The following is a 24233-nucleotide window of genomic DNA, read 5'->3' as shown; positions in this document are numbered from 1 at the left end:
GATGCACCGGGGCCCACCTCCGTCCTCGAACCGAGTCTCGTCTGTCGCACCCACCCGTGGCGTGATCAGGTGCCGCAAACGGGTGCCCGTCAGGCGGGGGTGGGGCACCCCCATACCTGAATCGTGGTCGGGGCCAACGCAATCGGGCTCGGGCCGCGCCGGGGACCCGGCTCACCCGGCCACTCATCAGCGCTATTCCACAGCAGTTCGTATGCCGCGTCGCTCCCCCCGGGGAGGGTCACCGTGCGCTCGTTGATGCCGCCGTTGACGACGAGGAGCAGCCCCGTCTCCTGTGGATCGGTGCTGTGCAACAGCATCTGCAGGACGGAGGTGGCCGAGTTGTCCCAGGCTGCCGCGGACATGGGGAGGCCATCCGCGCCATACCAGGCGACGTCGCGAACGCCGCCCGACGACTCCGCGCCGGTGAGGAAATGCCGTTGGCGCAGCACGGGGAATTGCCGGCGAAGCGAGGTGAGGTGGGCCGTCGTCGCCATCAGCGCCTGCTGCCAGGGCTTGTGCTGCCAGTTGAACCACGTGAGTTCGTTGTCTTGGCAGTAGGGATTGTTGTTGCCGTGCTGGCTACGACCGAACTCATCGCCCGCATTGATCATTGGCACGCCTTGGGAGAGCAGCAGCGTGCCCAGCAAGTTGCGCATCGCGCGCCTGCGCCAGTCGAGGACGTTCTGGTCGTCGCTGGGGCCCTCGACGCCGTGATTCCACGAGCGATTGTGGGACGAGCCGTCGCGGTTGCCCTCGCCATTGGATTCGTTGTGTTTCTCGTTGTATGCCGTGAGGTCGGCCAGCGTGAATCCGTCGTGGGCGGCGACGAAGTTCACCGAGGCCAGCGGCCCGCGGTCGTGGGGGGCGAAGAAGTCGGCCGAGCCGGCCAGGCGCGTGGCGAGATCGCGGACGCCGTGGCGCTGATGGTTGCCGAACTGTGCCGCGACATCGGTCAGCCAGAAGGTCCGGACATCGTCGCGGTAGCGGTCGTTCCACTCGGCAAAGGGCGGCGGGAATGCGCCGGTGCGCCAGCCGAAGGGGCCGACGTCCCACGGCTCGGCGATGAGCTTGGTGGTCGCCAGGATCGGGTCGGAGCGCAACGCCACCAGGAAGGCGTGGTCGGGGTCGAAGGCGTCGTCGCGGCCGCGACCGAGGGCGACCGCCAGGTCGAAGCGGAAGCCGTCGACGTGGCACTCCTGCACCCAGTAGCGCAGCGAATCCAGCACTTGCCGAACGACAACGGGATGACGCAGGTCGAGGGTGTTGCCGCAGCCGGTGAAGTCGACTTCGCGTCCGCCGGCGTCGAGGCGGTAGTAGGCGCGGTTGTCGAGCCCGCGCCAGGAGAGGGTATGGCCGCCGCGCGACCCCTGCTCCGCGGTGTGGTTGTAGACCACGTCGAGGAGGACTTCGATGCCCGCCTGGTGCAGCAGTTTCACCATGCCCTTGAACTCGGCGAGGATGCCCTCGGCATCGCGGGCCGCGGCATACCGGGGCTCTGGCGCAAAAAAGCCGAGGCTGTTGTAGCCCCAGTAGTTGCCCATGCCCTTGGCCACAAGCATCGACTCGCTCATCAGGGCGTGGATGGGCAGCAACTCGATCGCCGTCACGCCGAGGCTGCGCAGGTGCTCGATCACCACGGGGTGCGCGACGCCGGCGAAGGTGCCGCGCAGGTGGGCCGGCACGCCGGGGTGGCGCATCGTGAGACCCCGGACGTGGGCCTCATAGATCACGGTGTCGCTCCACCGGCGCTGTGGGTGCACATCGCCGGACCAGTCGAAGTCTCCGGTCACCACGGTGGCGATGCCCTGGTTGTCGATAGCGCGGGCATACGGATCCAGCAGCAGCGCATCGGGGTTGTAGTGATGGCCAGCGCCTGCGTCGCGGGGGCCGTCGGAGCGCAGCGCATAGCGCTGTCCGGCGCGCACCCCGGGGATGGTGCCGAACCACCAACCGTGGGCTCGTTCGGTCAGCGGGATCTCTCGACGGGGCGCTCCGTGATCGGGTCCATCGATCAAGAGCAGACTCACCGCGTCGGCGTGCCCGGCATACACCGAGAACTCCGCGCCGACGTCAGTGAGTCGCATCCCGGGGGCCGGCGGTAGTTCCCGACTCGATTGGGGCATAGGGACAGGCTAGCCCCGGGGTAGCGTTGGGGCATGACTGATCCCACTGCTCTGCCCAACCTGCCCGGCTTCGGCGCCGCTCCCGCCGGGGGCCAGCCCGAGGAGGCCCCGGCACCGCTGCGCGACCGCGTTTTGGAGGCCGTGACCGCTCTCGGCCTGCAGCCCGAGGTCGACCAGGACGGCGACATTTCGTTCACCGTGCAGGACCAACAGATGTTTGTGCGGCCCTCGGACGACGATGCCGAGATCGTGCGCGTGTTCGGGCAGTGGCGCCTCAGCGAGCCGGTGCCGGAGGGGCGGCTGGAGCGACTTGAGGTCTGTAATGAGGTCAATGCGGCGTTCAACTGCATCAAGACCGCGCTCGCCGACGACACCCTGCTGGTCACATCCGAGCACATGTTGCCGCGTGGGGCGGACCTGCAGAGCCTGTTCCAGGTCGCCATTCCGCTCGTGATGCACGCGGTTGGCCTGTGGCACCAGCGGGCGATGGGTGATGAGGCCTTTGCGGCAATGCAGTCCGCCGCGGATGCGCAGACGCAGGGTCAGCCTGGCCCAGCCGCGCCGGAACCCGGGGCATCGTTCGGCCTCAACGGCGCCGAGCGCTGACGTGGGCGAGTTCGTCCGGCTCGACGTCGAGGACGGCATCGGCACGATCCGGCTCGACCGCCCACCTATGAACGCGCTGAACCTCACAGTTCAGACGGAGTTGTCCGAGGCGGCTGCCGAGGCGGGGTCGCGCGACGACATTGCGGCCGTCATCGTCTATGGCGGCGAGAAGGTCTTCGCCGCGGGCGCGGACATCAAGCAGATGCAGGCGATGAGCTATGTCGACATGGCTCGCGCGTCGCACGGGCTGCAGGACTTCACGCGGGCCCTCGCCGGAATCCCGAAGCCGACCGTGGCCGCCATCACGGGCTATGCCCTGGGTGGTGGGTGCGAAGTCGCGCTCGCGTGCGACTTCCGGATCGCCGCCGAGGACGCGACCTTGGGTCAGCCCGAGATGCTGCTGGGCATCATCCCCGGCGCCGGCGGCACTCAGCGACTAGCCCGTCTGGTCGGTCCGGCCAAGGCCAAGGACCTGGTGTTCAGCGGCCGATTCGTCAAGGCTGCGGAGGCGCTGGCGATCGGTCTCGTGGACGAGGTCGTGCCCGCAGATCAGGTGTATGCCGTAGCCCGAGAACGTATGTCGCGTTATGTCGGCGGTGCGTCGCTGGCCCTGCGGGCTGCCAAGGAGGCCATCGACCGGGGTTTGGACACCGACCTCGGCACGGGCTTGGAGATCGAGCGAATGCTGTTCTCCGCGCTCTTTGCAACCGAGGATCGTTCGGCCGGAATGACTTCGTTCGTCGAGCGCGGCCCCGGCAAGGCGACCTTCTGCGGGCGCTGACCAGGGCAGGTCTCCCGCTGCCCGCGTGTCTGTAATCACGTCGGGCGCGGTCGGTTCACCGCGATTGCGGCTGCGAAGATGGACGGCATCCAGGCGCCCCGACGTGCGGCGCGACATCGGACAGGAAGCAAGACGAATTCATGAACATCGTCGTTTGTGTCAAGTACGTCCCGGACACGCAGGCGGACCGTCACTTCGAGGACGACAACACCACCGACCGCACCGGTGACGGCCTGTTGTCCGAGCTTGACGAGTACGCCATCGAAGAGGCGCTGAAGCTCGTCGAGGCCGACAGTGGTGAAGTCACGGTGCTGACGATCGGGCCGGCGGGTGCAGCCGACGCGCTGAAGAAGGCCCTGCAGATGGGCGCCGACAAGGGCATCCACATCAATGACGAGGCCATCGCCGGAAGCGACGCCGTCGGGACCTCGCTGGTGCTCGCCGAGGCGATCAAGAAGGCCGGCACCCCCGACCTCGTCCTCACGGGAATGGCATCCACCGACGGAACGATGGGCGTCTTGCCGGCGATGCTGGCCGAGCGACTTGGGCTTCCGCAGGTGACGATGTCGGCCACGCTTGCGGTGGCGGACGGCGCGGTGCGCGCCCGCCGCGACGGCGACGCCGCGAGCGAGCAGATCGTGGCGGCGCTGCCCGCGGTCGTGTCCGTGACCGACCAGATCAACGAGCCCCGCTACCCCTCCTTCAAGGGGATCATGGCGGCCAAGAAGAAGCCGGTCGAGACGTGGTCGCTGGGTGACCTGGGAGTCGATGCCGGGTCGGTCGGCCTCGGCGGCGCATACACCGAGGTCTTGTCCGTCTCCAAGCGCCCGCCGCGTGAGCAGGGCGAGATCGTCACCGACGAGGGCGACGGCGGCACCAAGCTGGCCGCATTCCTGGCCGCCCGCAAGTTCATCTGATCCGGCCGAGCGAGTAGGAGTAACCCTCATGGCTGATGTTTTCGTGCTCGTCGACCACGCCAATGGCGTCGTCCGCAAGACCACCGCAGAACTCTTGACCCTGGCTGCGCGGGTGGGCAATCCTGTCGCCATCTTTGTCGGCCCCGGCGTCGAGAAGGCCCAGCCGGTGCTGGCGCGCTTCGGCGCGACCCGCGTGTTCGCGATGGACAACGCTGACGTGACGGGCTATCTCGTTGCGCCGCAAGCGGAATTGCTGGCCGGGCTGGTCAAGAAGTTCCGGCCCGCCGCCGTGCTCATCCCGGCCAACCCGGCCGGCAAGGAGATCGCGGCACGCCTGGCGATCAAGACCGACTCCGGTCTGATCACCGACGCGGTCGATGTGGTCGCGGGCGACGGCGGTGTCGAGACGACGCAGTCGGTGTTCGCCGGCAGCTACACCGTCACCGCGCGCGTGACCAAGGGGACCCCGATCATCGCGGTCAAGCCCAACTCGGCCGCCCCGGTGGAGTCCGCGGCGGCGGCCCAGGTCGTCCCGGTCAACTTGACCATCACCGAGGGCGGCAAGGGGGCCAAGATCACCGAGTCGAGCCCGCGCGTTGCCAGCGGGCGTCCGGAGCTCAACGAGGCGGCCATCATCGTCTCGGGTGGCCGCGGCACCGCGGGTGACTTCGGTGCGGTCGAGGCGTTCGCCGACTCCCTCAGCGCCGCCGTGGGCGCGTCGCGCGCGGCAGTCGATGCCGGGTGGTACCCGCACACCGCCCAAATCGGTCAGACCGGCAAGCAGGTCAGCCCGCAGCTCTATGTAGCGGCCGGCATCTCCGGTGCCATCCAGCACCGCGCCGGTATGCAGACCTCCAAGACGATCGTCGCGGTCAACAAGGACCCCGAGGCCCCGATCTTCGAGTTGGTCGACTTCGGCGTCGTCGGCGACCTGTTCTCGGTCCTCCCGCAGGCCACCGCCCAGGTTGAGGCCAGCAAGGCCTGACCCATCCCTCCGAACTTCTGCTAGCAGCAGTTGGTCAACTGTGGACACCTAGCAAGCTGTCCACAGTTGACTAACTCGTGCTGAGTTGTCGGTTCGGGGCGCCAGTGCCGCCGTCCTTAGACTAGCCCGGTGACTGCCTATCTCGACCACGCCGCCACCACACCGCTGCTGCCAGCGGCGCGGGCGGCGCTGATCGAGGCTCTTGACGTTCTGGGCAATCCATCCGCCGTCAATGCCGCAGGTCGCGGCGCCCGACGCCTGGTCGAGGAGTCGCGCGAGCGGCTCGCCGGCGCCCTCGGGGCCACCCCGAGTGAGGTCATCTTCACCTCGGGCGGCACCGAGGCCGACAACCTCGCAATCAAGGGTGCGTATGCCGCGCGCCGCCTCGCCGACCCGGCTCGCCACCGTCTCGTCCTCAGTGGAATAGAGCACCACGCCGTGCTGGATCCGGTCGAGTACCTCTGCGCGAGCCAGGACGCGAATGTCACTTTCGTCGAACCGACGCCGGACGGCGTCGTGACAGCCAGCTCTCTTCGGGCCGCGCTTGCCCAGGACGACCCCGAGGATGTCGCGCTCGTCTCCGTCATGTGGGCCAACAACGAGATCGGGACCATCCAGCCCATCCCCGACCTGAGCGCGGTGGCGCGGGAACACGGCATACCAATGCATTGCGATGCGGTGCAGGCGGTCGGTCACATCCCCGTCGACTTCGCCGCGAGCGGAGTCGATCTGCTCTCGCTCACCGGGCACAAGCTCGGCGGGCCGGTCGGGACGGGCGCGTTGCTGGCGCGACGCGATGCGCAGGTCGTCCCCCAGATGCACGGCGGGGGGCAGGAGCGGCAGATTCGGTCCGGGACCTTGGACGTCGCCGGCACGCACGCTCTTGCCGTTGCGGTGGAGACCGCGGTGCACGGCTTGGACGCCGAGGCCCAGCGACTGATTGCGTTGCGCGACAACCTCATTGGCGGCGCGCTGGCGCTCGGTCTCGGCATCGAAGTCACGGGCGCGTGGACTAAAGGCAGCGCCGCCGACCGTCTGCCGGGCAACGTTCACTTGCGCGTCCCGGGCACGGACGGGGATTCCCTGCTCTTCCTGCTCGATGCTGCCGGCATCGACGCGGCGACGGGATCCGCCTGCACCGCCGGCGTCCCGAGAACCAGTCACGTCGTGCTCGCCCTTGGCATCCCCGAGGACGAGGCGGGCGGCGCGATTCGCTTGAGCCTCGGGCATACGTCCACTCACGCGGACGTCGACGCGGTGCTCGCGGCACTCCCCGAGGCGGTCGCCCGGGCGCGCCGAGCCCGAGGCGCCGCCTGATGCGGGTCGTCGCCGCGATGAGCGGTGGCGTCGACTCCGCCGTCGCCGCCGCGCGCATGCTGGACGCCGGCCATGAGGTCGTCGGCGTGCACCTCGCGCTGTCCCGATCGGCCGCGACGTTGCGCGAATCGGCCCGTGGCTGTTGCACATTGGAGGACGCCGGCGATGCCAGACGGGTGGCCGACATGCTCGGCATACCCTTTTATGTCTGGGATCTCGCCGACCGCTTCCAGCGCGATGTCATGGACGACTTCGTCGCGGAGTATGCCGCGGGCCGCACCCCCAATCCTTGCCTGCGGTGCAACGAGAAGATCAAGTTCAGCGCCCTGCTCGACAAGGCGCTCGCGCTCGGTTTCGATGCGGTGGCGACGGGGCACTACGCGCAGATCGTCGACGGTCCGGCCGGTCGGGAACTCCACCGCGCCGTCGATGCCGCGAAGGATCAGTCCTATGTCCTCGGCGTCCTGACCGCCGAGCAACTGGCACATGCCTTCTTCCCGCTCGGCGACACGACCAAGCCGATGGTGCGCGAGGAGGCGGCGGCGCGCGGCTTCTATGTCGCCAAGAAGCCGGACTCCTATGACATCTGCTTCATCCCCGATGGGGACACCCGCGGCTGGCTGACCAAGCGGCTAGGGGAGCAGCCGGGGGAGATCCTCGATGCCGACGGGTCGGTGGTCGGTCACCACGAGGGCGCCTACGGCTTCACGATCGGCCAGCGCAAGGGCCTCGGCCTCGACCGCAGTGCGATGGACGGCCAAGCGAGGTATGTCGTGGGCATCGACCGCGCAGCCAATACCGTGACCATCGGGACGGCAGACCTGCTCGGCGTCGACGAGATCGTCGGCATGCGGGCCCTGTGGTGCGGGCCCGTCCCGACCGGGCCCAGCCGGCTCGGCGCGCAGGTCCGCGCCCACGGCGAGGAGGTGCCGGCGACTGTCGAGGCGGACGGCGCCCGCGTCCGGGTCGTCCTCGATCGACGCATCCGCGGCGTCGCTCCCGGCCAGTCGGTCGTTCTGTATGACGGCACCCGCGTCGTCGGGTCGGCGACGATCGAGACAGCGGGGCGCGCGCGGCATACCGAGCCCGCGTCGTGAGCCTGCGCTCCCGGATCGCTGCCCTTCGCCTCGACCTGACGCCCGCTCGTGAGTCGCGCGACTTCCGGCTGCTGCTCATCGCGGGCAGCGTCTTCTATGTCGGGCACATGGTGTCCTATGTCGCGCTGCCCTTCCTGATCTATCGCGAGACCGGCTCGAACGCGATGGTCGGGCTGATGGGTGCGGTACAACTCGTGCCACTTGTCGTCTTCGGCCTGTGGGGTGGCGCGCTCGCGGACCATGTCGATCGGAAGCGGCTGCTGGTGCTGTGCGGCAGCGCGCAGGTGCTCTTCATGGCCGTGCTGGCCGCGAATGCCTTCCGCGACAACCCCAGCATCCCGGTCATCTTTATCGTCGGCGCCCTCCTGACCTGCGTCGGCGCCCTGCAGCGACCATCACGAGAATCGTTGCTGCCCAGGACGGTTCGGCACGACCAGCTGACGCAAGCCAATGCCTTGGCATCCTTCGGCCTGCACGCCGGGCTCTTCGTCGGGCCCACCCTGGCCGGGCTGCTGATCGCCAAGGTGGGCATCGGTTGGTGCTTCGTCGTCGATGTCGTCGGGATGCTCGTCGCCACGGCGATGTATGCCGCGATGTGCCCCTATCCGCATCGCGAGGAGACCACCCCGCCCTCGCTGAAGGGCATCGCCGAGGGCTGGACGTATGCCGTGCGCCGCCGCGATCTGCTCGCGACCTACCTCATCGATATCGCCGCGATGTTCCTCGCGATGCCGATCGTGCTCTTCCCGGCCTTCGCCGAGGAGGTCTTCGGTCGCCCGGAGCTGGTCGGCATGCTCTACTCCGCCGAAACGGTCGGCGCCCTCGTCGCCACGACGCTTTCCGGGTGGATGCCGCGCGTGCATCACCACGGCCGGGCGATCACGATCGCTGCCGCGGCATACGGCCTGGCCATCGCCCTCGTCGGGCTTGCGCCGTCGATCTGGCTGGCGATGGGTGCCCTCGCCCTTGCGGGAGCGGCCGACAATATTTCCGCCGTCTTCCGCGGCACGGTGTGGAACCAGACCATCCCGGAGCGGATGCGGGGTCGCCTCGCGGGGATCGAGATGCTGTCCTATTCGGTCGGCCCGCTCGGCGGGCAGATGCGCGCCGGCCTGGTCGCCGACGCGTGGAATGTGCGCGGCGCCATCACCAGCGGCGGCCTCGCCTGCATCGCCGGCGTCGGCCTGACCGCCGCCTGGCTGCGCGACTTCTGGCGGTATGACGCCCGCACCGACCCGCACGCCGTCGCCGAGCGCCTCGCGCGCCAAGCCCTCGCCGACGCGCCGTCGTCTCCCGCCGACGGGCCGCGCGACGCAGCCTGAACTCCTGGAGGACTAGGCGACGGCGGTCCCGTCGAGTTCGATGAGTTGGCCGGGGATGGCCAACCGCGCGACGCAGAGCATCGTGGTGGTTGGCGCGACCCCGGCGGCCGCGAGTCGCCCCGCGATAACGCCATAGTGCGGGAACAGCGCATCAACATCGGTGGTGTAGACGCCGATGCGGACCACATTCGCGAGCGTCATGTCAGCTGCGGCCAGGACGTCTTCAAGATTGTCCAGAGCCAGGCCCAGCTGGGCATTCATGTCACCCTCGTGCTGCGGTCGACCCTGCGAATCCATCGCCGTCTGCCCGGAGATGTAGAGGGTGCGCGTGTGTCCGGCGACTACCTCGCCTTGGTTGAAGCCCAGTTCCTTTGACCAGGCGACGGGGTTGATTGGGGTCCGCTCCATGACTTCTCCGATCTGTGTCTGCCGGACGTCGGCGGGCCGGTCGCCCACCTCGGCAACGTCCAGATACCAGCCTGGAGCCAAATCACGTCATCTTCTGTCGTGTTTCCTTGACAGACTTTAGGCGTGCGTGCGGACCGGCTTGTCTCGATGGTTCTGCTGCTGCGTCAGCGCGGTCGCATGACGGCGGGTGAGTTGGCGCGCGAGCTGGAGGTCTCGCAGCGCACCGTCTTGCGCGATGTCGACGCCCTGTCCACCTCGGGCGTGCCGGTGTATGCCGATCGTGGCCGCCTTGGGGGGTTCTCGCTATTGCCCGGCTTCCGCGGCGAACTGACCGGCCTCAATCACGACGAGGCCCTGGCGCTGCTCACCGCCGGGTCGAGTGGCGGCGGGCAACTCTTCGGGCTCGATGGCGCACTGGCTTCGGCGCTGCGCAAGGTCGTCGATGCCCTGCCCGAATCGAACCAGAGCGGGCTCGGTGCTGCCGCGCAACGTTTGCTGGCCGAGCCGGCGACAGACCTCCTGTCTCGTCGGACCGAGGGGGAAGACATCCCATCGGCACTCTTGCGTCCCGTGCGTGAGGCCGTGCTTGCCGGCAAGCGCCTGCAGATCGAGTATGCGGCTCCCGCCGCGCCCGCGGCCTCGCGGACAGTGGACCCCATCGGCTTGGTCACGGTGCGGGGTCGGACCTATCTTCTGGCGACGCGAGATGGGGCCGAGCGCACCTACCGGCTCTCTCGGATCCTGCGCGCCGAACGACTGCCCGAGTCGGCCCAGCGACCCGCGAGGGTCGACCTCGACCAACTGTGGGCGAGGCGCTGTGCTCAGTTCCTCGCGGATCATGACTTCCCTGTGGTCCTTCGCGTTCGGCGTCCGCGCCTGTCGGAACTGCTCGACATGGCACGAGCCGTGCGCGCCGAGGAGTCCGAGCTTGATCATTGGGTTCGCCTCGAGGTTTCCTTCGAGGATGAGCGGCATGCCGTGTGGGCCATCTGGCAGCTCGGCGATGACGCCGACGTTCTTTCTCCCGTATCGGTTCGCGACATTCTCCGCCAGCGCGCGGCCCGCCTCGTGACGCGGTACGCCGGTCCGGCGGACCGCGCGGAGTGACACGACCCGCGACGCTCCCGCGCCTCGTCGGAATGCCCGGCGCGGTGGGTGTCGACTGTGATGTGATGCGCGGATGGGCTCCCTCCGCGCCGCCGCCGACCGCCTCTCCCGCCTGACCCGCAAGCCCGATCGGGGTCTCGGCACCCGAGAGCAACTCGATGCGCTGCTCGACAGCCAGCTCGTCGGCACCCTGTCCACGGTCGTGGATGGCCAGCCCTGGGTCGTGCCCATGCTGTATGCCCGTGACGGCGACCGGATTCTGCTCCACGGCTCGTCGGGCGCGGGCGCCTTGCGGCAGGTTGCGGCGGGCGCCCCCGCGGCCTTTTGTGTCGTCGTGATGGATGGCCTCGTGGTCGCCGAGACGACCTTCGAGTCCTCAGCCAACTATCGCTCCGTGGTGATCCGCGGGCACCTGGAGACTCTTTCGCAAGACGCGAAATCCACTGCGCTGGAGACGATCTCGGAGCACATCATCCCGGGACGTCATGCCGAAGTGCCGCCGTCGACCAAGAAGGAAGAGGCTGCGACGGCGGGCCTGGCCCTGGCCATCGGCGACGACAACTGGATCATGAAGCAGCGCGATGGCGACCCCGGCGAGCCGCCCGGCCCCGTCGATGTCTGGTGTGGCGTCATACCCCTGAACACGGTTGCCGGTGCGCCGGTCCCGGCCCCGTGGTCGGTCGGCCCGATCCCGGAATCCGTCGAGCGATTCATCGCCGCCCGCCCCGCTCCGTGAGCGATTCGCGCGGCGTCCTCGACTCCGGGATGATGTCGCGGTGACGCGCGCAACCGGCATCGGCTCCTGGCCCGGCACCGACGTTCGCGAAGCCATCCTCACCACACGCGACCTGCTGCTCGACGCGGACGGGCTCGGACTGCCATACGTGCCCGAAACCCCGGCCCGCGGCCCGGGCGCCGACCTCATCGGCCGGGGCGCGGGCCTGTTGGTCGACCTGCACGTCGACCTCCAGCCGAGCGGTTGGCGATTCGTCGACCGGCCCGGCAAGGATGCCGCCCGCACGGCCGCGCTGATCCGACAGGACCTCGACGAACTCGCCGAGGCCTATGACGGCTACACCGGCCCCCTGAAGCTCCAGGTCGCGGGCGCCTGGACGCTCGCCGCCTCCGTCGAACTCAACCGCGGCGAGCGCTCGGTCAGCGACCCCGGAGCCACCCGCGATCTGCTCGCCTCACTGAGCGAGGGCATTAGCCGGTATGCCGCGGACGCCCGCCGCCTGATTCCTGGCGCCGACCTGGTGATCCAACTCGATGAGCCGTCCCTGCCCGCCGTCTTGCAAGGGCTGCTCCCGAATGCCAGTGGCTACGGCCGGGTGCGCGCCGTCGACCCGCAGGTCGTGGGGACCGGGCTGCGCGCCCTGGTCGAGGCGCAGTCGGCCCCCGTCGTCATCCACTGCTGCCACCCGAGCGCGCCAATCCCGTTGCTGCGCAACACCGCAGCGGCGGCCTTGGCCCTCGACGTCACTGACGCGACCCCCGCGCGCTGGGAGTCGCTGGCTGCGACCATCGAGTCTGGGATCGGGCTCTATGCCGGCGCTCTCCCCACCGACGGCACGGCCTCCGTCGAACGCGGCAAGCGCCTCGTCCTGGACGCCTTCGAGACTGTCGGGCTCGCCGCGGAACATCTCGACGCGCTGACCCTCACACCCGCGTGCGGTCTGGCGTCTTCCACGGTGGCGGGCGCACGGCATACGCAGCGCACCGCCATCGATCTCGCCCGCGACCTGACAGAGGAAGCCACTCGATGAGCACCGATCAACGCATTCCATGGCAAGCGAAATTCCTTGCCCTGGCGCTGATCTGGGGCTCGAGCTTCCTCTTCATGAAGGTCGGACTGGCCGCGCTGCACCCGATCCAGATCGCCGCCGGGCGCATCTTCGCCGCCGCGCTCATCCTGGCGATCCTGTTGCGGGCCACCGGTTCCCACCTGCCGAGGGAACGGCGTGTCTGGGGTCACCTGGCTGTCTCCTCGGTCTTCTTGACCGCGCTGCCGTTCACCGGATTCGTCGTGGGCGAGACCCGGGTCTCCTCCGCTCTGGCCGGAATCGGCAATGCGACGACGCCGATCGCGGCCGTGCTCTTCGCGCTCGCGCTGCTGCCGTCGGAGCGGTTGTCCGGGCGCAAGCTCACCGCGGTCCTCGTCGGGTTCGTGGGCGTCGTCATCATCGCCGAGCCGTGGAATGCCGCCGGGCGACCGGACCCGCTCGGCTTCCTCATCGTCGTGCTCGCGGGCGCGTGCTACGGGCTCGGCTGGACCTACAACCGGCGCTTCCTCGCTCACGCCGACTTGGGTGGACTCTCGCAGCCCGCCGCGCTGCTCCTGTGCGGGTCGGCGCTCATGGTCCCGGTCACCCTCGTGTGGTGGCTGATCGCACGAGAGAATTTCCCGCGGCCCTGGTCCCTCGCTCCGGGGGCGCACACGGCCGACCACCCGGTCTGGCTGGCGCTGCTGTGCGTGGCCGCTCTCGGCTTCGTCGGCACGGGCATCGCCTACGTGCTGCAGTACGACGTCGTGCGGGCGGCCGGCGCCGTGGTCTCGACGACCGTGACCTATCTGATCCCGGTCGTCTCGGTGCTGCTCGGCGTCTTCGTTCTGGGCGAACACCTAGGAACCGCACAGGTTCTCGGCTTCGCAGTGGTGCTGGCCTGCGCCTTCGTCATCAACTCCGCACCGCGTCGGCGCCGTCCGGGCCAAGCGTCCTGACCGACCGCCAATCTTCCGGTAGACATCGCGCGCTGGTCGTGCGATGCTGGCTGACGCCATCCGTGCAGGTGCACGGCAGTCGAAGGGGATCGAGGTCTTGTGACAGCCAACGTCATGGTGGTCGTCGAGCGGCAGTTCGACTTTCCACGAGAGGAAGTTTTCCGGGCCTGGACCGACCCGCAACAGCTCAAGCGCTGGCGCGGCTCACCCGGCTGGCACGTCGAGGATGAGACGGTCGGCGGAGACCTCAAGCTGGGCGGGCGGCATACGCACGTCAAGATCCGCGACAACGACCCCACGACGCGTGTCGTCACCGACGGCGTCTATTCGGAGTATTTCGAGCCCGACGTCTTCGTCTCCCGCGAACGGATCACCGGCGACCCCGGCATCGACCCCAACGTCCCGCTCGAGTTGCGTGTCGAATTCACCAATTACGGCCGCGAGGGCAAAGGCACGCTCGTGCGCATCATCCAGGGCCCGTACGACCCCGATGTCGCCGGCTGGCACGGGGAGGGCTGGGAGAAGGAGTTGACCCGGCTGCAGAACTTCCTCGCCGGCACCGGCGAGTACGCGAACGGGGGCCGGGCATGAGTTCCGACGCGGTCGCCACCCAGGGCGAGGGCAACCTGCAGCACACCACCATCGTGCGGCAGAAGCCGCTGATGACGATGCCGCAGATCCTCATCATGAACTTCGGCTTCTTCGGCATCCAGTACAGCTTCGGTATGCAGCAGACCGCGGTGAACCCGATCTTCCAGAAGCTCGGGGCCGAGGGGCACGCGCTGCCGCTGCTCAACCTGGCCGGCCCGATCACCGGCCTGCTGATCCAGCCGATGATCGGGGCCATGTCGGACCGGACGTGGAGCCCGCGGTGGGGCCGGCGCAAGCCGTTCTTCCTCATCGGCGCCCTCGGCTGCAGCATCTGCCTCTTCCTCTTCCCCTTCGTCTCGGCGATCTGGATGGCCGTCCTGCTGCTGTGGCTGCTGGATGCGAGCAACAACACCGCGATGGAGCCCTACCGCGCGTTCATCGCCGACAAGCTCCCCCCGAGCCAGCTCGCCAAGGGCTTCCTCGCGCAGTCCTTCTTCACCGGCTTCGGCATCACGCTGGCGAACATCTCGCTCTTCGTCTTCCAGAAGATCATCTCCGGCGGCACCGACGCCGGCATTCCCTACTGGGTCTTCGGCTCGTTCATGCTGGGCGCCGTCTGCTCGATCGGCAGCGTTTTGATATCGGTGCTGCGGACACCCGAGATCCCGCCCACCCCAGAGGAATTGGCGGCCATCCAGGCCAAGAAGGCCGAGGGCGGCGGCGTCGGCAAGGCCATCGCCGAGATCAAGGAGGCCATCGTCGAGATGCCGACCGAGCTGCGCAAGCTCGCCCTGGTCTATCTCTTCCAGTGGTATGCACTGGCCTGCTATTGGCAGTTCGTCACGGCCTCGCTGGCCAAGTCGGTGTGGAACACCACCGACACCGAATCGGCGGCCTTCGACGAAGCAGTCGGCTGGACCGGCCTGGTCAACGGCTGGTACAACATCGTCACCTTCAGCGTGGCCTTCGCGCTCGTCGCCTTCGCCCGCCGGCGCGGGGCGAAGATGGTGCACAGCGCCTGCCTGCTCCTCGCCGCGATCGGCCTGGTGATCTTCCCGCACCTCGACAACAAATATCTGGTGTTCATCCCGATCATCGGGTTCGGCATCGCCTGGGCCTCGATCATGGGCGTGCCCTACATCATGGCCGTGCGCATGATTCCCTCGACGCGGTACGGCGTCTACATGGGCATCATCAACATGATGATCGTCATTCCCATGCTCATCCAGTCACTAACCTTCGGCACGATCTACTCCACTTTCCTGGGCGACAACCCCAACAACGCCATCATGTTCGCGGGCGTCTTCCTGGCGATCGCTGCCCTGGCGATGCAGTGGATCAAGGAGCCGCCGATCGTCAAGGACGTCGATGACGTGAACTACATGCCCAGCAGCGGACACTGACGGGAGAATCCCATGACCAAGAAGGACTATCGCACCATTGTCGTCGGCACCGACGGGTCCGACCTGGCCGGGCCGACGGTGGCCCGGGCAGCCTGGCTGGCACAGCGCGACGACGCGGACCTGGTGATCATCTGTGCCTTCGCCGATCTGTCGCGGCGTGAGGAGGCCAAGAATGTGACCACCATCGGCGGTGATTCTCGAGTCGGTCAGGTCCTGGGTCGGGCAGCTGCCTCGGCGGCGATCGCCGCCGCAGTGGCCGTCTCCGAACGGGAAGGCGCCACCATCGTCGCCACCCAATTGGTTGATGGCGATCCGGCGAAAGCACTGCTGGAGGTCGCGACAAGCCAGCGAGCCGATCTGATCGTCCTCGGCGCCGTGCATGACCGCTCGCTTGCCGACCGACTGCTCGGGAACACCGCGCAAGAGGTGGCACGCAAGGCCACGTGCGATGTGCTTATCGTCCGGCCGGTCGGCGGCGAGTCGGAGTTCGAGGTGCCCGAGAGCGCCAGGATCACCGAGGACGACATCCCGCAGGCCTGAATTCGACCCGGCGGCTCCGTCGACCCAGAACTGCCCGCCCTGCATTTGTCAGGGCGGGCAGTTCTCTATCTCGACGGACCTTGCGGCGTCAGCTTGCCCCGGCCACCGGCGCGTGCACCTCGCGGCGCAGGATCTTGCCGGTCGGTCCCTTAGGCAGTTCTTCGACCTGCCAGACCGTGCGCGGGTACTTGTAGGCCGCGATCCGCTCCTTAGTCCAGGCCTGCACCTCCTCGACCGTGGCGGTGGCGCCGGGGCGCAAGGCGATAGCTGCCCCGACATTCTCGCCGAGCAGCTCGTCCGGCACCGCGACGACGGCGACCTCGAGCACGTCGGGGTGGGTGTAGATGAGCTCCTCGACCTCGCGCGGATAGACGTTCATGCCGCCGCGCAGGATCATGTCCTTCTTGCGGTCGACGATCGTGTAGTAGCCCTCGTCGTCCACCGTGGCCATGTCGCCGGTGCGGAACCAGCCGTCGGGGATGGCCTGCGCGGTCGCCTCCGGGTTGTCCCAGTAGCCCTTCATGACGTTGTCGCCGCGGATCGCGATCTCGCCGACCCCGCCGACGCCGACGTCCTTGCCGTCCTCGTCGAGGAGCTTCATCTCGCACCCGGGGATGGCAACGCCGATGGTGCCGGACTTCGTCGGCCGGCCCGGCATGTTGAACGAGGCGACGGGCGAGGTCTCCGACAGTCCATAGCCTTCGAGGATCTGGGCGTCGAACTTCTCCTCGAACGCCCGCTGCACCTCCGCCGGCATCGCCGAGCCGCCGGAGCAACAGGTGCGCAGGTTGGAGGCGTCGAAGCTGTCGCTCTCGGGGTGGTGCAGGATCGCGGCATACATCGTCGGCACGCCGAGCATGACGGTGACCTTCTCGTTGGCCATCGTCTTGATCGCGTCGGAGGGGTCGAAGCGGGGGATCAGCGCGAGCGAGGCACCCGCGATGACCGCGGCGTGCATGCCGACGACGAGGCCGAAGACGTGGAAGAGCGGCAGACAGCCCATCACGACGTCATCGGTGGTGATCTGCGCGATGTCATTCGCGCAGCGCGTGGCGTTGAGATGGATATTCGCGTGCGTCAACTCGGCACCCTTGGGCCGGCCGGTCGTGCCCGACGTATACAGAATGATCGCCGTGTCGTCATCGGCACGCTCCACCGGCGACGTGATCGGCTCGCCGGCCGTCAACAGATCCCCGACTGGACCCATCGGGTCGCACGGCACGACCAGGGTTCCGGAGTTGGCCGCGCCCTTGGTGACCTCATCGACGAAGTCGGGCCACACGAAGGCGATCTTGGCCCCGGAGTTGGTGAAGAAGAAGTCGATCTCACCTGCCTTGAGCAGCGGGTTCATCGGGACCACGGTGCCGCCGGCATACAGCGTGGCGAAGAAGGCCACCGGGAAGGCCGGCACATTGGGCAGGATCAGCGCTACCCGGTCGCCGGGCTCGATGCCGGAGGCTTTGAGGTCGCCGGCGAGCTTCGCGGCGAGCTGGTGCATCACGGCATACGACAGATGCTTGCCGCCCATCGCGATCATCGTGTTGTCGGGGTGCTGCTCGGCGGTCGTGACGAGATTCGTCGCGAGGTTGGTCATCGTCGACCCTCCTGGAGTTGGTCCGCGGCCGGCGGAATGGGTTGTGGGCGCCATTGTGCATGCTCGGAGGGACAGATGCGAGGATCGGCGCCATGCGTCCCCGCCTGCCGGTGCTCCATCTCACCACCGGCCTGCCTGGCACCGGCAAGACGACCCTCGCCCGGCAGATCGAGCACCGCGACAACGCCATCCGCCTCAGCCCGGATGAGTGGATGCAACCGCTCTTCGGTGAGTCCGATGCCGGAGGACGCCGCGACATCCTCGAGGGCCGGCTCGTCTGGGTCGCCTATCGCGCCCTGCTCTCGGCTAGCGACGCGATCCTCGACTTCGGCTGCTGGTCCCCCGATGAGCGGTATGCCGTGCGCGCCATCGCGGCGCTGGCCGGCGGCACCTTCGCACTCCACTACCTGACCCTGGAGGAGCGGGAGCGCCGCCGCCGGGCCGAGCACCGGTGGCGCACCGTCCCGCACGAGACCTTCGAGATGAGCGAGGCGGACCACGACCGGTTCCTCGCGGCATACCAAGTCCCCACCGAGCACGAGATGTCGTATGCCGCGCTGCCGCCCCCGCCCGCGCCATTCGGGAGCTGGACGGCCTGGGCGGCGGACCGGTGGCCGACGCTTCCGGACCTCGGCGAGCCGGCGCCCACGGCAACCGGGATCAGCCGGGCCGACCTGAGTGACCCGGCCCTGCGCACCTTCCTCCAGGCGCACCTGGACGAGCTGGAACCGACGGCGCCACCGCAGAGCCGTCACGCGCTCGACGTGGAAAGCCTTGGGGGAGAGCCAGTTGTTCGACCAGCGGACGGTGGCTGAGATTGGCGAGATCGTCGCGACCGGGGCGCTTGCTCGCCTCGGAGCGGGGCACGAAGAGATCAAGAGTATGCGGGTCGCCCCCGCCGCCCGCGGGCGCGGACACGGGCGCGCGATGCTCGCCTTCCTGCTCGCCGACGCCGACAACCGCGGCGTCGAGCGGCTATCGCTTGAAACCGGGAGCATGGACTTCTTCGCGCCTGCGCGCAGGCTGTATGCCGCGGCCGGCTTCACGGCGACGGGCCGCTTTGGCTCCTATGTGGAGGATCCGAATAGTTGCTTCCTGACGCGCCTCACCGCGCGTCCGGCACGCCCTTGAACGAGGCATACCAGCCGTCGATCCCGGCCTGATCGTCGAGGTCCAGCGCCATGAAGACGGCCCGGCTGAACTCCAAGGGCGCCTCGCCAATGGCGGTGATCAGCGGCCCGTCATGGGCGATCGAGGCGTGCACGCGGGCCGAGCGTCCGGGGTAGTCCGGCTCGTCGGCATCCGCATCGACGACATGCGCGCGATGCTCCAGCAGCCCCGCTCGGGCGAGGGCCCGGGTCGCCCCGCAGATGCCGGCGACCTGGCGATCCGAGTCGAGGAGACGGCCCGCGAGGGCGAGCGCCGCACTGTGTTCCCCGTCCAACCAGGTGTTGCCACCCGGAAGGAGGAGCAGGTCGACATCGCTCTCATCGAGGTCGTCCAGCGTCGTCTCGGGAAGCACGCGCAGCCCGCCCAGCGTGGTCACGGGTTCGGTGCCCGCGCCGGCGACGACCAAGCGATAACGGTCGTCGCCGCCGCGGGCCTCCATTTGGAGCACAGTGGTGATGTAGGCGTACTCCCAGTCCGCCATGGTGTCGAAGGCATAGAGCACGACTTGTCCCATGCCTCAGACCCTATCCGCGGGCCGCGCCATCACATCTGCGGCAGGATCCACATCAGTAGGGCGATGATCAGCAGGACGCCGACGATGGTCCAAATCAAACCCGAATTCATGCCTTGACCTCCATGTTTGTGCCGGTTGGCAGTGCCATGACGCTAAGGCTCCAAGCGCGGCCACGGGGGCGTTAGCGCCTGGTCAGTTCAAGATCGCCTCAGCAAGGCGACCGGCCTGGTCGCGAGGAGATCGGTGAGTTGCGTGGGCCCACCCGCATGTGTCGCTTTGCCGAGCAGGTCTATCCAGGGTCCCGTCGGCAGATCGACGACGGCGGTGCTGGACGAGTCGGGGACGGAGTTGCGGGCGGCCGGACGTGCGGCGACGACAACAACCGCGGGTCCTCGATCATCGCCGCGCGCGAACGCGACGGCGGACTCGTCCGGGCAGGGGAGCGGCAGATACGTCGCGCCACTCCCGACGAACCACTCGGGGTGGTCGCGGCGCAGCCGCAGCGCCGTGCTGGTGACGAGGAGTTTCTCGGCGGACAGGTCCGCAGGCGCGGCGCCGCCGTCGAGGCGGGTCAATGACTGGCTCCGGCGCTCGTAGTCGACGGGGCGGCGATTGTCCGGGTCGACGAGGGATCGATCGAGGATCTCGCACCCCTGGTAGGTGTCGGCCACACCCGGCATCGTCAGCTGAACCAGCTTCTGCCCCAACACGATCACACGTTCCGTCGCCGAAATCTGGCTGAGCCAGGTCTCGACGTGGGCTCCCACTTCCGGGTCGGTGACCAGACCTAGCGCCAGCGTTTCCACGGCCTTCTCGTACGCCGGATCCGGGCTGGTCCACGTCGTGTGTTGCTTGGCTTCCTTCACCGCTTTCTGGGCGTATGCCGTGGCCCGGCTCCCCGAGATCGGCCAGACCGATACGAACTCCTGCCAAAGGCGGTATTCGGTGGACGCGTCGACCAGCGGACTGCGGTGGGGGCTGGCGAGTTCGGTGGCGAGGGTGACCCACTCCCGCCAGGCGTCGGCGTGCGCGCTCATCGCCAACCCTCGCGCCCGGGCGTCCTCTGAGCGCTTGGTGTCGTGCGTCGACAAGCCGGTCAGGGTGACCGGCCACGTGCGCTGTCGTTCACCGCAATATTCGTGGAACTCCTTGGCGGACAGTCCAATCCGACCGGCTTTGCCCCCAACTTCGTTGGCGGCCACGAGGCGTTGATAACGATAATAGGCCGTGTCCTCGATGCCCTTGGCCATCACCGGGCCGCAGGTCTGCTGGAAGCGCGTGACGAAGTCGGCGATCGCGGCCGCCTGGTCCGGGCGGGTGTCGCTCGTGGGCTCCCCAAGGGCCAGCGAGACGACCGCCGTGAGGAACTCATGATCGTCCTCCGTCAGCGCTGCCGCCGCCCGCGCGGCGCAGGCGTGCATCAGCTCGGATGCGTCTGCCGGTGCGGTCCCGAGCCGGGGAACATAGATGCGGTAGCGGTCCATCGCCACGAGTAGCGCGGCCACTACGCGGCGTAGGGGTTCGTCGTCGACGCCAGGCAGCAGCCAGCCCAGCAGCCGAACCAACCGTCCGACCTCCGCCTCCAAAACCCCCTGAACCACATCGGTTTTCGCCTGGTCGATGATGTCGGTGAGGGGACGACGCTCGGCCGTGAACGCGGCATACGTCTCGGTGAGGGAGTCCGCGCCACCGGCGTCGGTGAAGAGCCCGGTCACCCGGGCCAAGGCGTCGTAGCCGGTGGTTCCGGCGCAGGCCCAGTCGCTCGGGAGTTCTTCGTGTCCTTCGAGGATCTTCTCGGCCACCACCCACACGTCGCCGGTGGCGCGGGCGAGCCGCGCCAGGTAACCGCCAGGGTCGGCGAGGCCGTCGGGGTGGTCGATCCGCAGCCCGGAGAGCCGGCCGGTGTCGAGCAGGTCCAACAACAAAGCGTGGGTGCGGAAGAAGACGTCCGGCTCCTCGACCCGAATCCCCGCCAGCGTGGTGACATCGAAGAAGCGCCGGTAGTTCAGGCCGTCCTCACCCTCGCGCCAGTGGGCGAGCCGGTAGGGCTGGGCGTCGAGCACGTCGGGCAGCGCCAGATGCTCCGTGCCGGGCCGCAGGGGGAACTCATGTTCGAAGTAGCGCAGCACCTCTTCATCGCCGCCCGGGCCGCCACGTCCACGGGTCAACTCGCCTCGCGCGAGCACGGCGGCCAACGGCGCCCCGAGCACGGGGAGCATGAGGTGATGATCCTGGGTGTACCAATCGACATCGAACCAATGCGCGTGCGGGGAGTGCTCGCCCTCGCGTAGGACGGACCAGAATTGTGCGTTGCGAGACAACGGAGTCGGCACCGTCATGTGGTTCGGCACGACATCCGCGATCAGATGTATGCCGTGCTCCCGCGCCGTCGTGGCCAGGTGCTCGAAGCCGGCGCGCCCGCCCTTTTCGGCACTCACCTGCGCGTGTGAGGTGACGTCGTAGCCGTGCACCGACCCTTGGCCGGATTCGAGGATGGGCGAGAGATAGAGGTCGGTGATCCCCAGGCGGGCCAGATAAGGCACCTGTCCGGCCAAATCCTCGAACGTGAAGTCAGGGGTCAACTGGATTCGGTAGGTGGAGATCGGCACCCGGTTGCCCCGACCCGGCCGGTGACTGCGCACGACAGGAGCCTACGGGCAGTGAGCGGCAGGAGGCGGTCGCTGCGGCAGGATGGGACGGTGAGCGATGACGTGACAGTGCCGGAGGATCTCGAGGTTCCCCAAGAGGCGCGGCACGAATGGGCCGACCTCGCCGAGCGCGCGAGCGCGGCCCAGTTCGCGTATCACGTCAAGGACGCGCCGACCCTGAGCGATGGGCAGTATGACGCGTTGATCCGGCGCCTGAACGAACTCGAAGAGGCGTACCCGACCCTCCGCGTTCCCGAGAGCCCGACCCTGGCCGTGGGGGGAGCGGCCTTCTCCACGGAATTCCAAGCCGTCGATCACCTGGAGCGGATGCTCAGCCTCGACAACGCCTTCAGCGAGGAGGACATGCGCGCGTGGGCTTCCCGGGTCGAGCGGGAGGCGGGCGAATTGGCATACCACTTCCTTTGTGAACTCAAGATCGATGGTCTCGCCGTGAACCTGTTGTATGAGGAGGGGCGCCTCACCCGGGCCCTGACCCGGGGGGACGGGCGCACCGGAGAGGACGTGACGCTCAATGTCCGGGCGATCCGCGGCATACCGGATCAGTTGCAGGGCAACAACATTCCCGAGTTGGTGGAGGTGCGGGGGGAGGTCTATTTCCCGTTGGCGGCGTTCGCCGACCTCAACGCGAGCCTCGTCGCGGCCGGCAAACCGCCGTTCGCGAATCCACGGAACACGGCGGCGGGGTCCCTGCGTCAGAAGGACCCGCGGGTGACCGCGAGCCGGGATCTGCGGATGCTCGTCCACGGCATCGGTGCGCATCGCGGCCTGGACTTCGCCAGGCAGAGCGAGGCGTATGACCTGCTCGGCGAGTGGGGGTTGCCGGTCTCCGCCAGTCTGCGCGTGGTCGACAGCATCGAGGACGTGTTGGCGTTCATCGCGACGACGGGCGAGCACCGGCACGACAACGCGCACGAGATCGACGGTGTCGTCGTCAAGATCGACGAGACCGCGCTCCAACGCCGCCTCGGGGCGACGTCGCGAGCGCCCCGGTGGGCGATCGCGTTCAAGTTCCCCCCGGAGGAAGTCAACACGCGATTGCTCGACATCCAGGTGAACGTCGGGCGGACGGGGCGCGTGACGCCATTTGGTGTCATGCAGCCGGTCGTGGTCGCCGGGTCGACGGTGACGCAGGCGACCTTGCACAACGCCGAGGAAGTGGCGCGCAAGGGGGTACTCATCGGTGATCTAGTTGTGCTGCGCAAGGCCGGCGATGTGATCCCGGAGATTCTCGGGCCGGTGGTGGCCGTGCGCACCGGTGCCGAACGCGCCTTTGTGATGCCCACCGAATGCCCGTCCTGTGGCACGACCCTCGCGCCGGCGAAGGAGGGTGACAAGGACATCCGTTGCCCGAACTCCCGCTTCTGCCCGTCGCAATTGCGCGAACGGCTGTTCGGGCTGGCGGGACGGGGCGCCTTCGACATCGAGGCCCTCGGATGGGAGGGGGCCGTGGCGCTCTTGGAGTCGGGGGTGCTGGTCGATCCGGACCTCGGCGGCGCGAGCGAATCGATGCTTTTCTCGTTGGGGCAGAACGAGATCGCTCGCGTGCCGCTGTATACGCGGGCGGCGAAGAAGACTGATCCGCCGGAGGCGGTCACCGATGGCCGAGTGCTGTCGGCGAACGGCCTGCGACTGGTCGGCAACCTGGCGGCTGCCCGAACGCAACCCCTGTGGCGGGTCCTGGTGGCGCTGTCGATCCGTCATGTCGGGCCGACCGCCGCGCGTGCACTGGCCCGGCATTTCGGGTCGATGTCGGCGATCCGGACGGCGAGTGTTGAGGAACTGTCGGCGGTCGACGGGGTCGGCACGGTCATCGCCGAGGCGGTCCGTGACTGGTTCGACCGCCCGGACAACGCCTGGCACGCGGCGATTGTGGATCGGTGGGCGGCGGACGGCGTGCGCATGGAAGACGAACGTGACGAATCCATCACTCCGACGCTGGCCGGCAAGACGGTGGTGGTCACGGGTTCGCTGAAGACCTTCACCCGAGACTCGGCCAAAGAGGCGATCATCGCGCGCGGCGGCAAGGCCGCCGGCTCGGTGTCGAAGAACACCGACTTCGTGGTCGTCGGTCCCGGCGCCGGGTCGAAGGAGGCCAAGGCGCGCGAACTCGGTCTGGTGATCCTGGACGAAGCGGGCTTCGCGCGGCTGTTGGAGACGGGAGCCGCGGATCCGGCGCCGTGACCGGCTGGCCGGGCCGCGCGGCATACGGTCTGGTGAGGCTTTTGTGCGGTTGGTGAGGCTTTCTCGCGCTCGTGAGGCGTTATAGCGCCTCACCACCGCACGAAAGCCTCACCAGCCGCGGCGAAAGCCTCACCAGGTGCGAAAAACCCTCACGACCCCGCCGGGGCGGGGTCGTGAGGGCGTGCG

Annotated in this window: 22 protein-coding genes; 17 read left to right on the top strand and 5 right to left on the bottom strand. The window is 68.3% G+C overall.

Annotated elements, in window-relative coordinates:
- Positions 1–89: 89 nt before the first annotated feature.
- Positions 90–2123: a glycogen debranching protein GlgX gene (glgX, locus tag BN13_RS03020; protein WP_048544324.1), complete on the bottom strand. Its 2034-nt coding sequence runs from the start codon at positions 2121–2123 to the stop codon at positions 90–92.
- A gap of 33 nt (positions 2124–2156) precedes the next feature.
- Here glgX and BN13_RS03015 point away from each other — a divergent pair, with 33 nt between their 5' ends.
- The 7 genes from BN13_RS03015 (at position 2157) to BN13_RS02985 (ending at position 9148) form a co-directional block, all read left to right on the top strand.
- The gene (locus tag BN13_RS03015; protein WP_048544322.1) at positions 2157–2729 is read left to right on the top strand and encodes a T3SS (YopN, CesT) and YbjN peptide-binding chaperone 1; all 573 of its coding nucleotides are present in this window, start codon (positions 2157–2159) and stop codon (positions 2727–2729) included.
- 1 nt (position 2730) lies between these two features.
- Positions 2731–3510, top strand: a complete 780-nt coding sequence (locus tag BN13_RS03010; RefSeq protein ID WP_048544320.1) for an enoyl-CoA hydratase/isomerase family protein — start codon at positions 2731–2733, stop codon at positions 3508–3510.
- Between the two features lie 140 nt (positions 3511–3650).
- Positions 3651–4427, top strand: coding sequence for an electron transfer flavoprotein subunit beta/FixA family protein (locus tag BN13_RS03005; protein ID WP_048544318.1), 777 nt, complete (start codon positions 3651–3653; stop codon positions 4425–4427).
- Positions 4428–4455: 28 nt separating this feature from the next.
- Positions 4456–5412 carry an electron transfer flavoprotein subunit alpha/FixB family protein gene (locus BN13_RS03000; protein ID WP_048544316.1) on the top strand — a complete coding sequence of 319 codons (957 nt, stop codon included), beginning with the start codon at positions 4456–4458 and terminating at the stop codon, positions 5410–5412.
- Between the two features lie 129 nt (positions 5413–5541).
- Positions 5542–6729 carry a cysteine desulfurase family protein gene (locus tag BN13_RS02995; protein WP_048544314.1) on the top strand — a complete coding sequence of 396 codons (1188 nt, stop codon included), beginning with the start codon at positions 5542–5544 and terminating at the stop codon, positions 6727–6729.
- Complete coding sequence (gene mnmA, locus BN13_RS02990; protein ID WP_048544313.1) at positions 6729–7826, top strand: tRNA 2-thiouridine(34) synthase MnmA; 1098 nt, start codon at positions 6729–6731, stop codon at positions 7824–7826. Before BN13_RS02995 ends, mnmA begins: the two co-directional genes overlap by 1 nt.
- On the top strand, positions 7823–9148 hold the full coding sequence (locus tag BN13_RS02985; RefSeq protein WP_084733533.1) for an MFS transporter: 1326 nt from the start codon (positions 7823–7825) through the stop codon (positions 9146–9148). Before mnmA ends, BN13_RS02985 begins: the two co-directional genes overlap by 4 nt.
- A 12-nt stretch (positions 9149–9160) precedes the next feature.
- On the opposite strand, the gene BN13_RS02980 is transcribed toward BN13_RS02985, so the two are convergent.
- The gene (locus tag BN13_RS02980) at positions 9161–9556 is read right to left on the bottom strand and encodes a RidA family protein (protein WP_048548821.1); all 396 of its coding nucleotides are present in this window, start codon (positions 9554–9556) and stop codon (positions 9161–9163) included.
- A 123-nt stretch (positions 9557–9679) separates the two neighbouring features.
- On the opposite strand from BN13_RS02980, the gene BN13_RS02975 reads away from it, so the two are divergent.
- The 7 genes from BN13_RS02975 to BN13_RS02945 all read left to right on the top strand — a co-directional run bounded on the left by BN13_RS02975 (position 9680) and on the right by BN13_RS02945 (position 15919).
- Positions 9680–10663 (top strand): helix-turn-helix transcriptional regulator, encoded by a 984-nt coding sequence (locus BN13_RS02975; protein WP_048544311.1) that lies wholly within the window; start codon positions 9680–9682, stop codon positions 10661–10663.
- Positions 10664–10736: 73 nt separating this feature from the next.
- Positions 10737–11399 carry a pyridoxamine 5'-phosphate oxidase family protein gene (locus tag BN13_RS02970; protein ID WP_048544309.1) on the top strand — a complete coding sequence of 221 codons (663 nt, stop codon included), beginning with the start codon at positions 10737–10739 and terminating at the stop codon, positions 11397–11399.
- A 40-nt stretch (positions 11400–11439) separates the two neighbouring features.
- Positions 11440–12429 (top strand): uroporphyrinogen decarboxylase/cobalamine-independent methonine synthase family protein, encoded by a 990-nt coding sequence (locus tag BN13_RS02965; protein ID WP_048544306.1) that lies wholly within the window; start codon positions 11440–11442, stop codon positions 12427–12429.
- Positions 12426–13385 carry a DMT family transporter gene (locus BN13_RS02960; protein WP_048544304.1) on the top strand — a complete coding sequence of 320 codons (960 nt, stop codon included), beginning with the start codon at positions 12426–12428 and terminating at the stop codon, positions 13383–13385. The genes BN13_RS02965 and BN13_RS02960 overlap by 4 nt, the downstream gene beginning before the upstream one ends.
- 99 nt (positions 13386–13484) lie before the next feature.
- Positions 13485–13976 (top strand): SRPBCC family protein, encoded by a 492-nt coding sequence (locus BN13_RS02955; RefSeq protein WP_048544302.1) that lies wholly within the window; start codon positions 13485–13487, stop codon positions 13974–13976.
- Complete coding sequence (locus BN13_RS02950) at positions 13973–15379, top strand: MFS transporter (RefSeq protein WP_084733532.1); 1407 nt, start codon at positions 13973–13975, stop codon at positions 15377–15379. Before BN13_RS02955 ends, BN13_RS02950 begins: the two co-directional genes overlap by 4 nt.
- Before the next feature lie 12 nt (positions 15380–15391).
- On the top strand, positions 15392–15919 hold the full coding sequence (locus BN13_RS02945; protein WP_048544300.1) for a universal stress protein: 528 nt from the start codon (positions 15392–15394) through the stop codon (positions 15917–15919).
- Between the two features lie 88 nt (positions 15920–16007).
- Here BN13_RS02945 and BN13_RS02940 read toward each other — a convergent pair whose 3' ends face one another.
- Positions 16008–17513, bottom strand: coding sequence for a long-chain-fatty-acid--CoA ligase (locus BN13_RS02940; protein WP_048544298.1), 1506 nt, complete (start codon positions 17511–17513; stop codon positions 16008–16010).
- Positions 17514–17605: 92 nt separating this feature from the next.
- Between BN13_RS02940 and BN13_RS20150 the strand changes: the two genes are divergently transcribed.
- Both BN13_RS20150 and BN13_RS20145 read left to right on the top strand, forming a co-directional pair.
- The gene (locus BN13_RS20150; protein ID WP_235433917.1) at positions 17606–18328 is read left to right on the top strand and encodes an AAA family ATPase; all 723 of its coding nucleotides are present in this window, start codon (positions 17606–17608) and stop codon (positions 18326–18328) included.
- Positions 18321–18644 carry a GNAT family N-acetyltransferase gene (locus BN13_RS20145; RefSeq protein ID WP_235433916.1) on the top strand — a complete coding sequence of 108 codons (324 nt, stop codon included), beginning with the start codon at positions 18321–18323 and terminating at the stop codon, positions 18642–18644. Before BN13_RS20150 ends, BN13_RS20145 begins: the two co-directional genes overlap by 8 nt.
- Here BN13_RS20145 and BN13_RS02930 read toward each other — a convergent pair.
- Positions 18619–19197 (bottom strand): DJ-1/PfpI family protein, encoded by a 579-nt coding sequence (locus BN13_RS02930; protein WP_048544296.1) that lies wholly within the window; start codon positions 19195–19197, stop codon positions 18619–18621. The two genes, BN13_RS20145 and BN13_RS02930, sit on opposite strands and share 26 nt — an antisense overlap.
- 197 nt (positions 19198–19394) lie before the next feature.
- Entirely contained in the window at positions 19395–21839 is a 2445-nt protein-coding gene (gene treY, locus BN13_RS02925) for a malto-oligosyltrehalose synthase (protein WP_048544294.1), read from the bottom strand.
- 57 nt (positions 21840–21896) lie between these two features.
- On the opposite strand from treY, the gene ligA reads away from it, so the two are divergent.
- On the top strand, positions 21897–24047 hold the full coding sequence (ligA, locus tag BN13_RS02920; protein ID WP_235433915.1) for an NAD-dependent DNA ligase LigA: 2151 nt from the start codon (positions 21897–21899) through the stop codon (positions 24045–24047).
- The last annotated feature ends 186 nt before the right edge of the window (positions 24048–24233 follow it).

The sequence above is a fragment of the Nostocoides jenkinsii Ben 74 genome (assembly GCF_001046875.1).
Taxonomy (GTDB): domain Bacteria; phylum Actinomycetota; class Actinomycetes; order Actinomycetales; family Dermatophilaceae; genus Nostocoides_A; species Nostocoides_A jenkinsii.
Note: the sequence above shows the minus strand (reverse complement) of the source record. Positions and strands in the feature narration are given on the sequence as shown.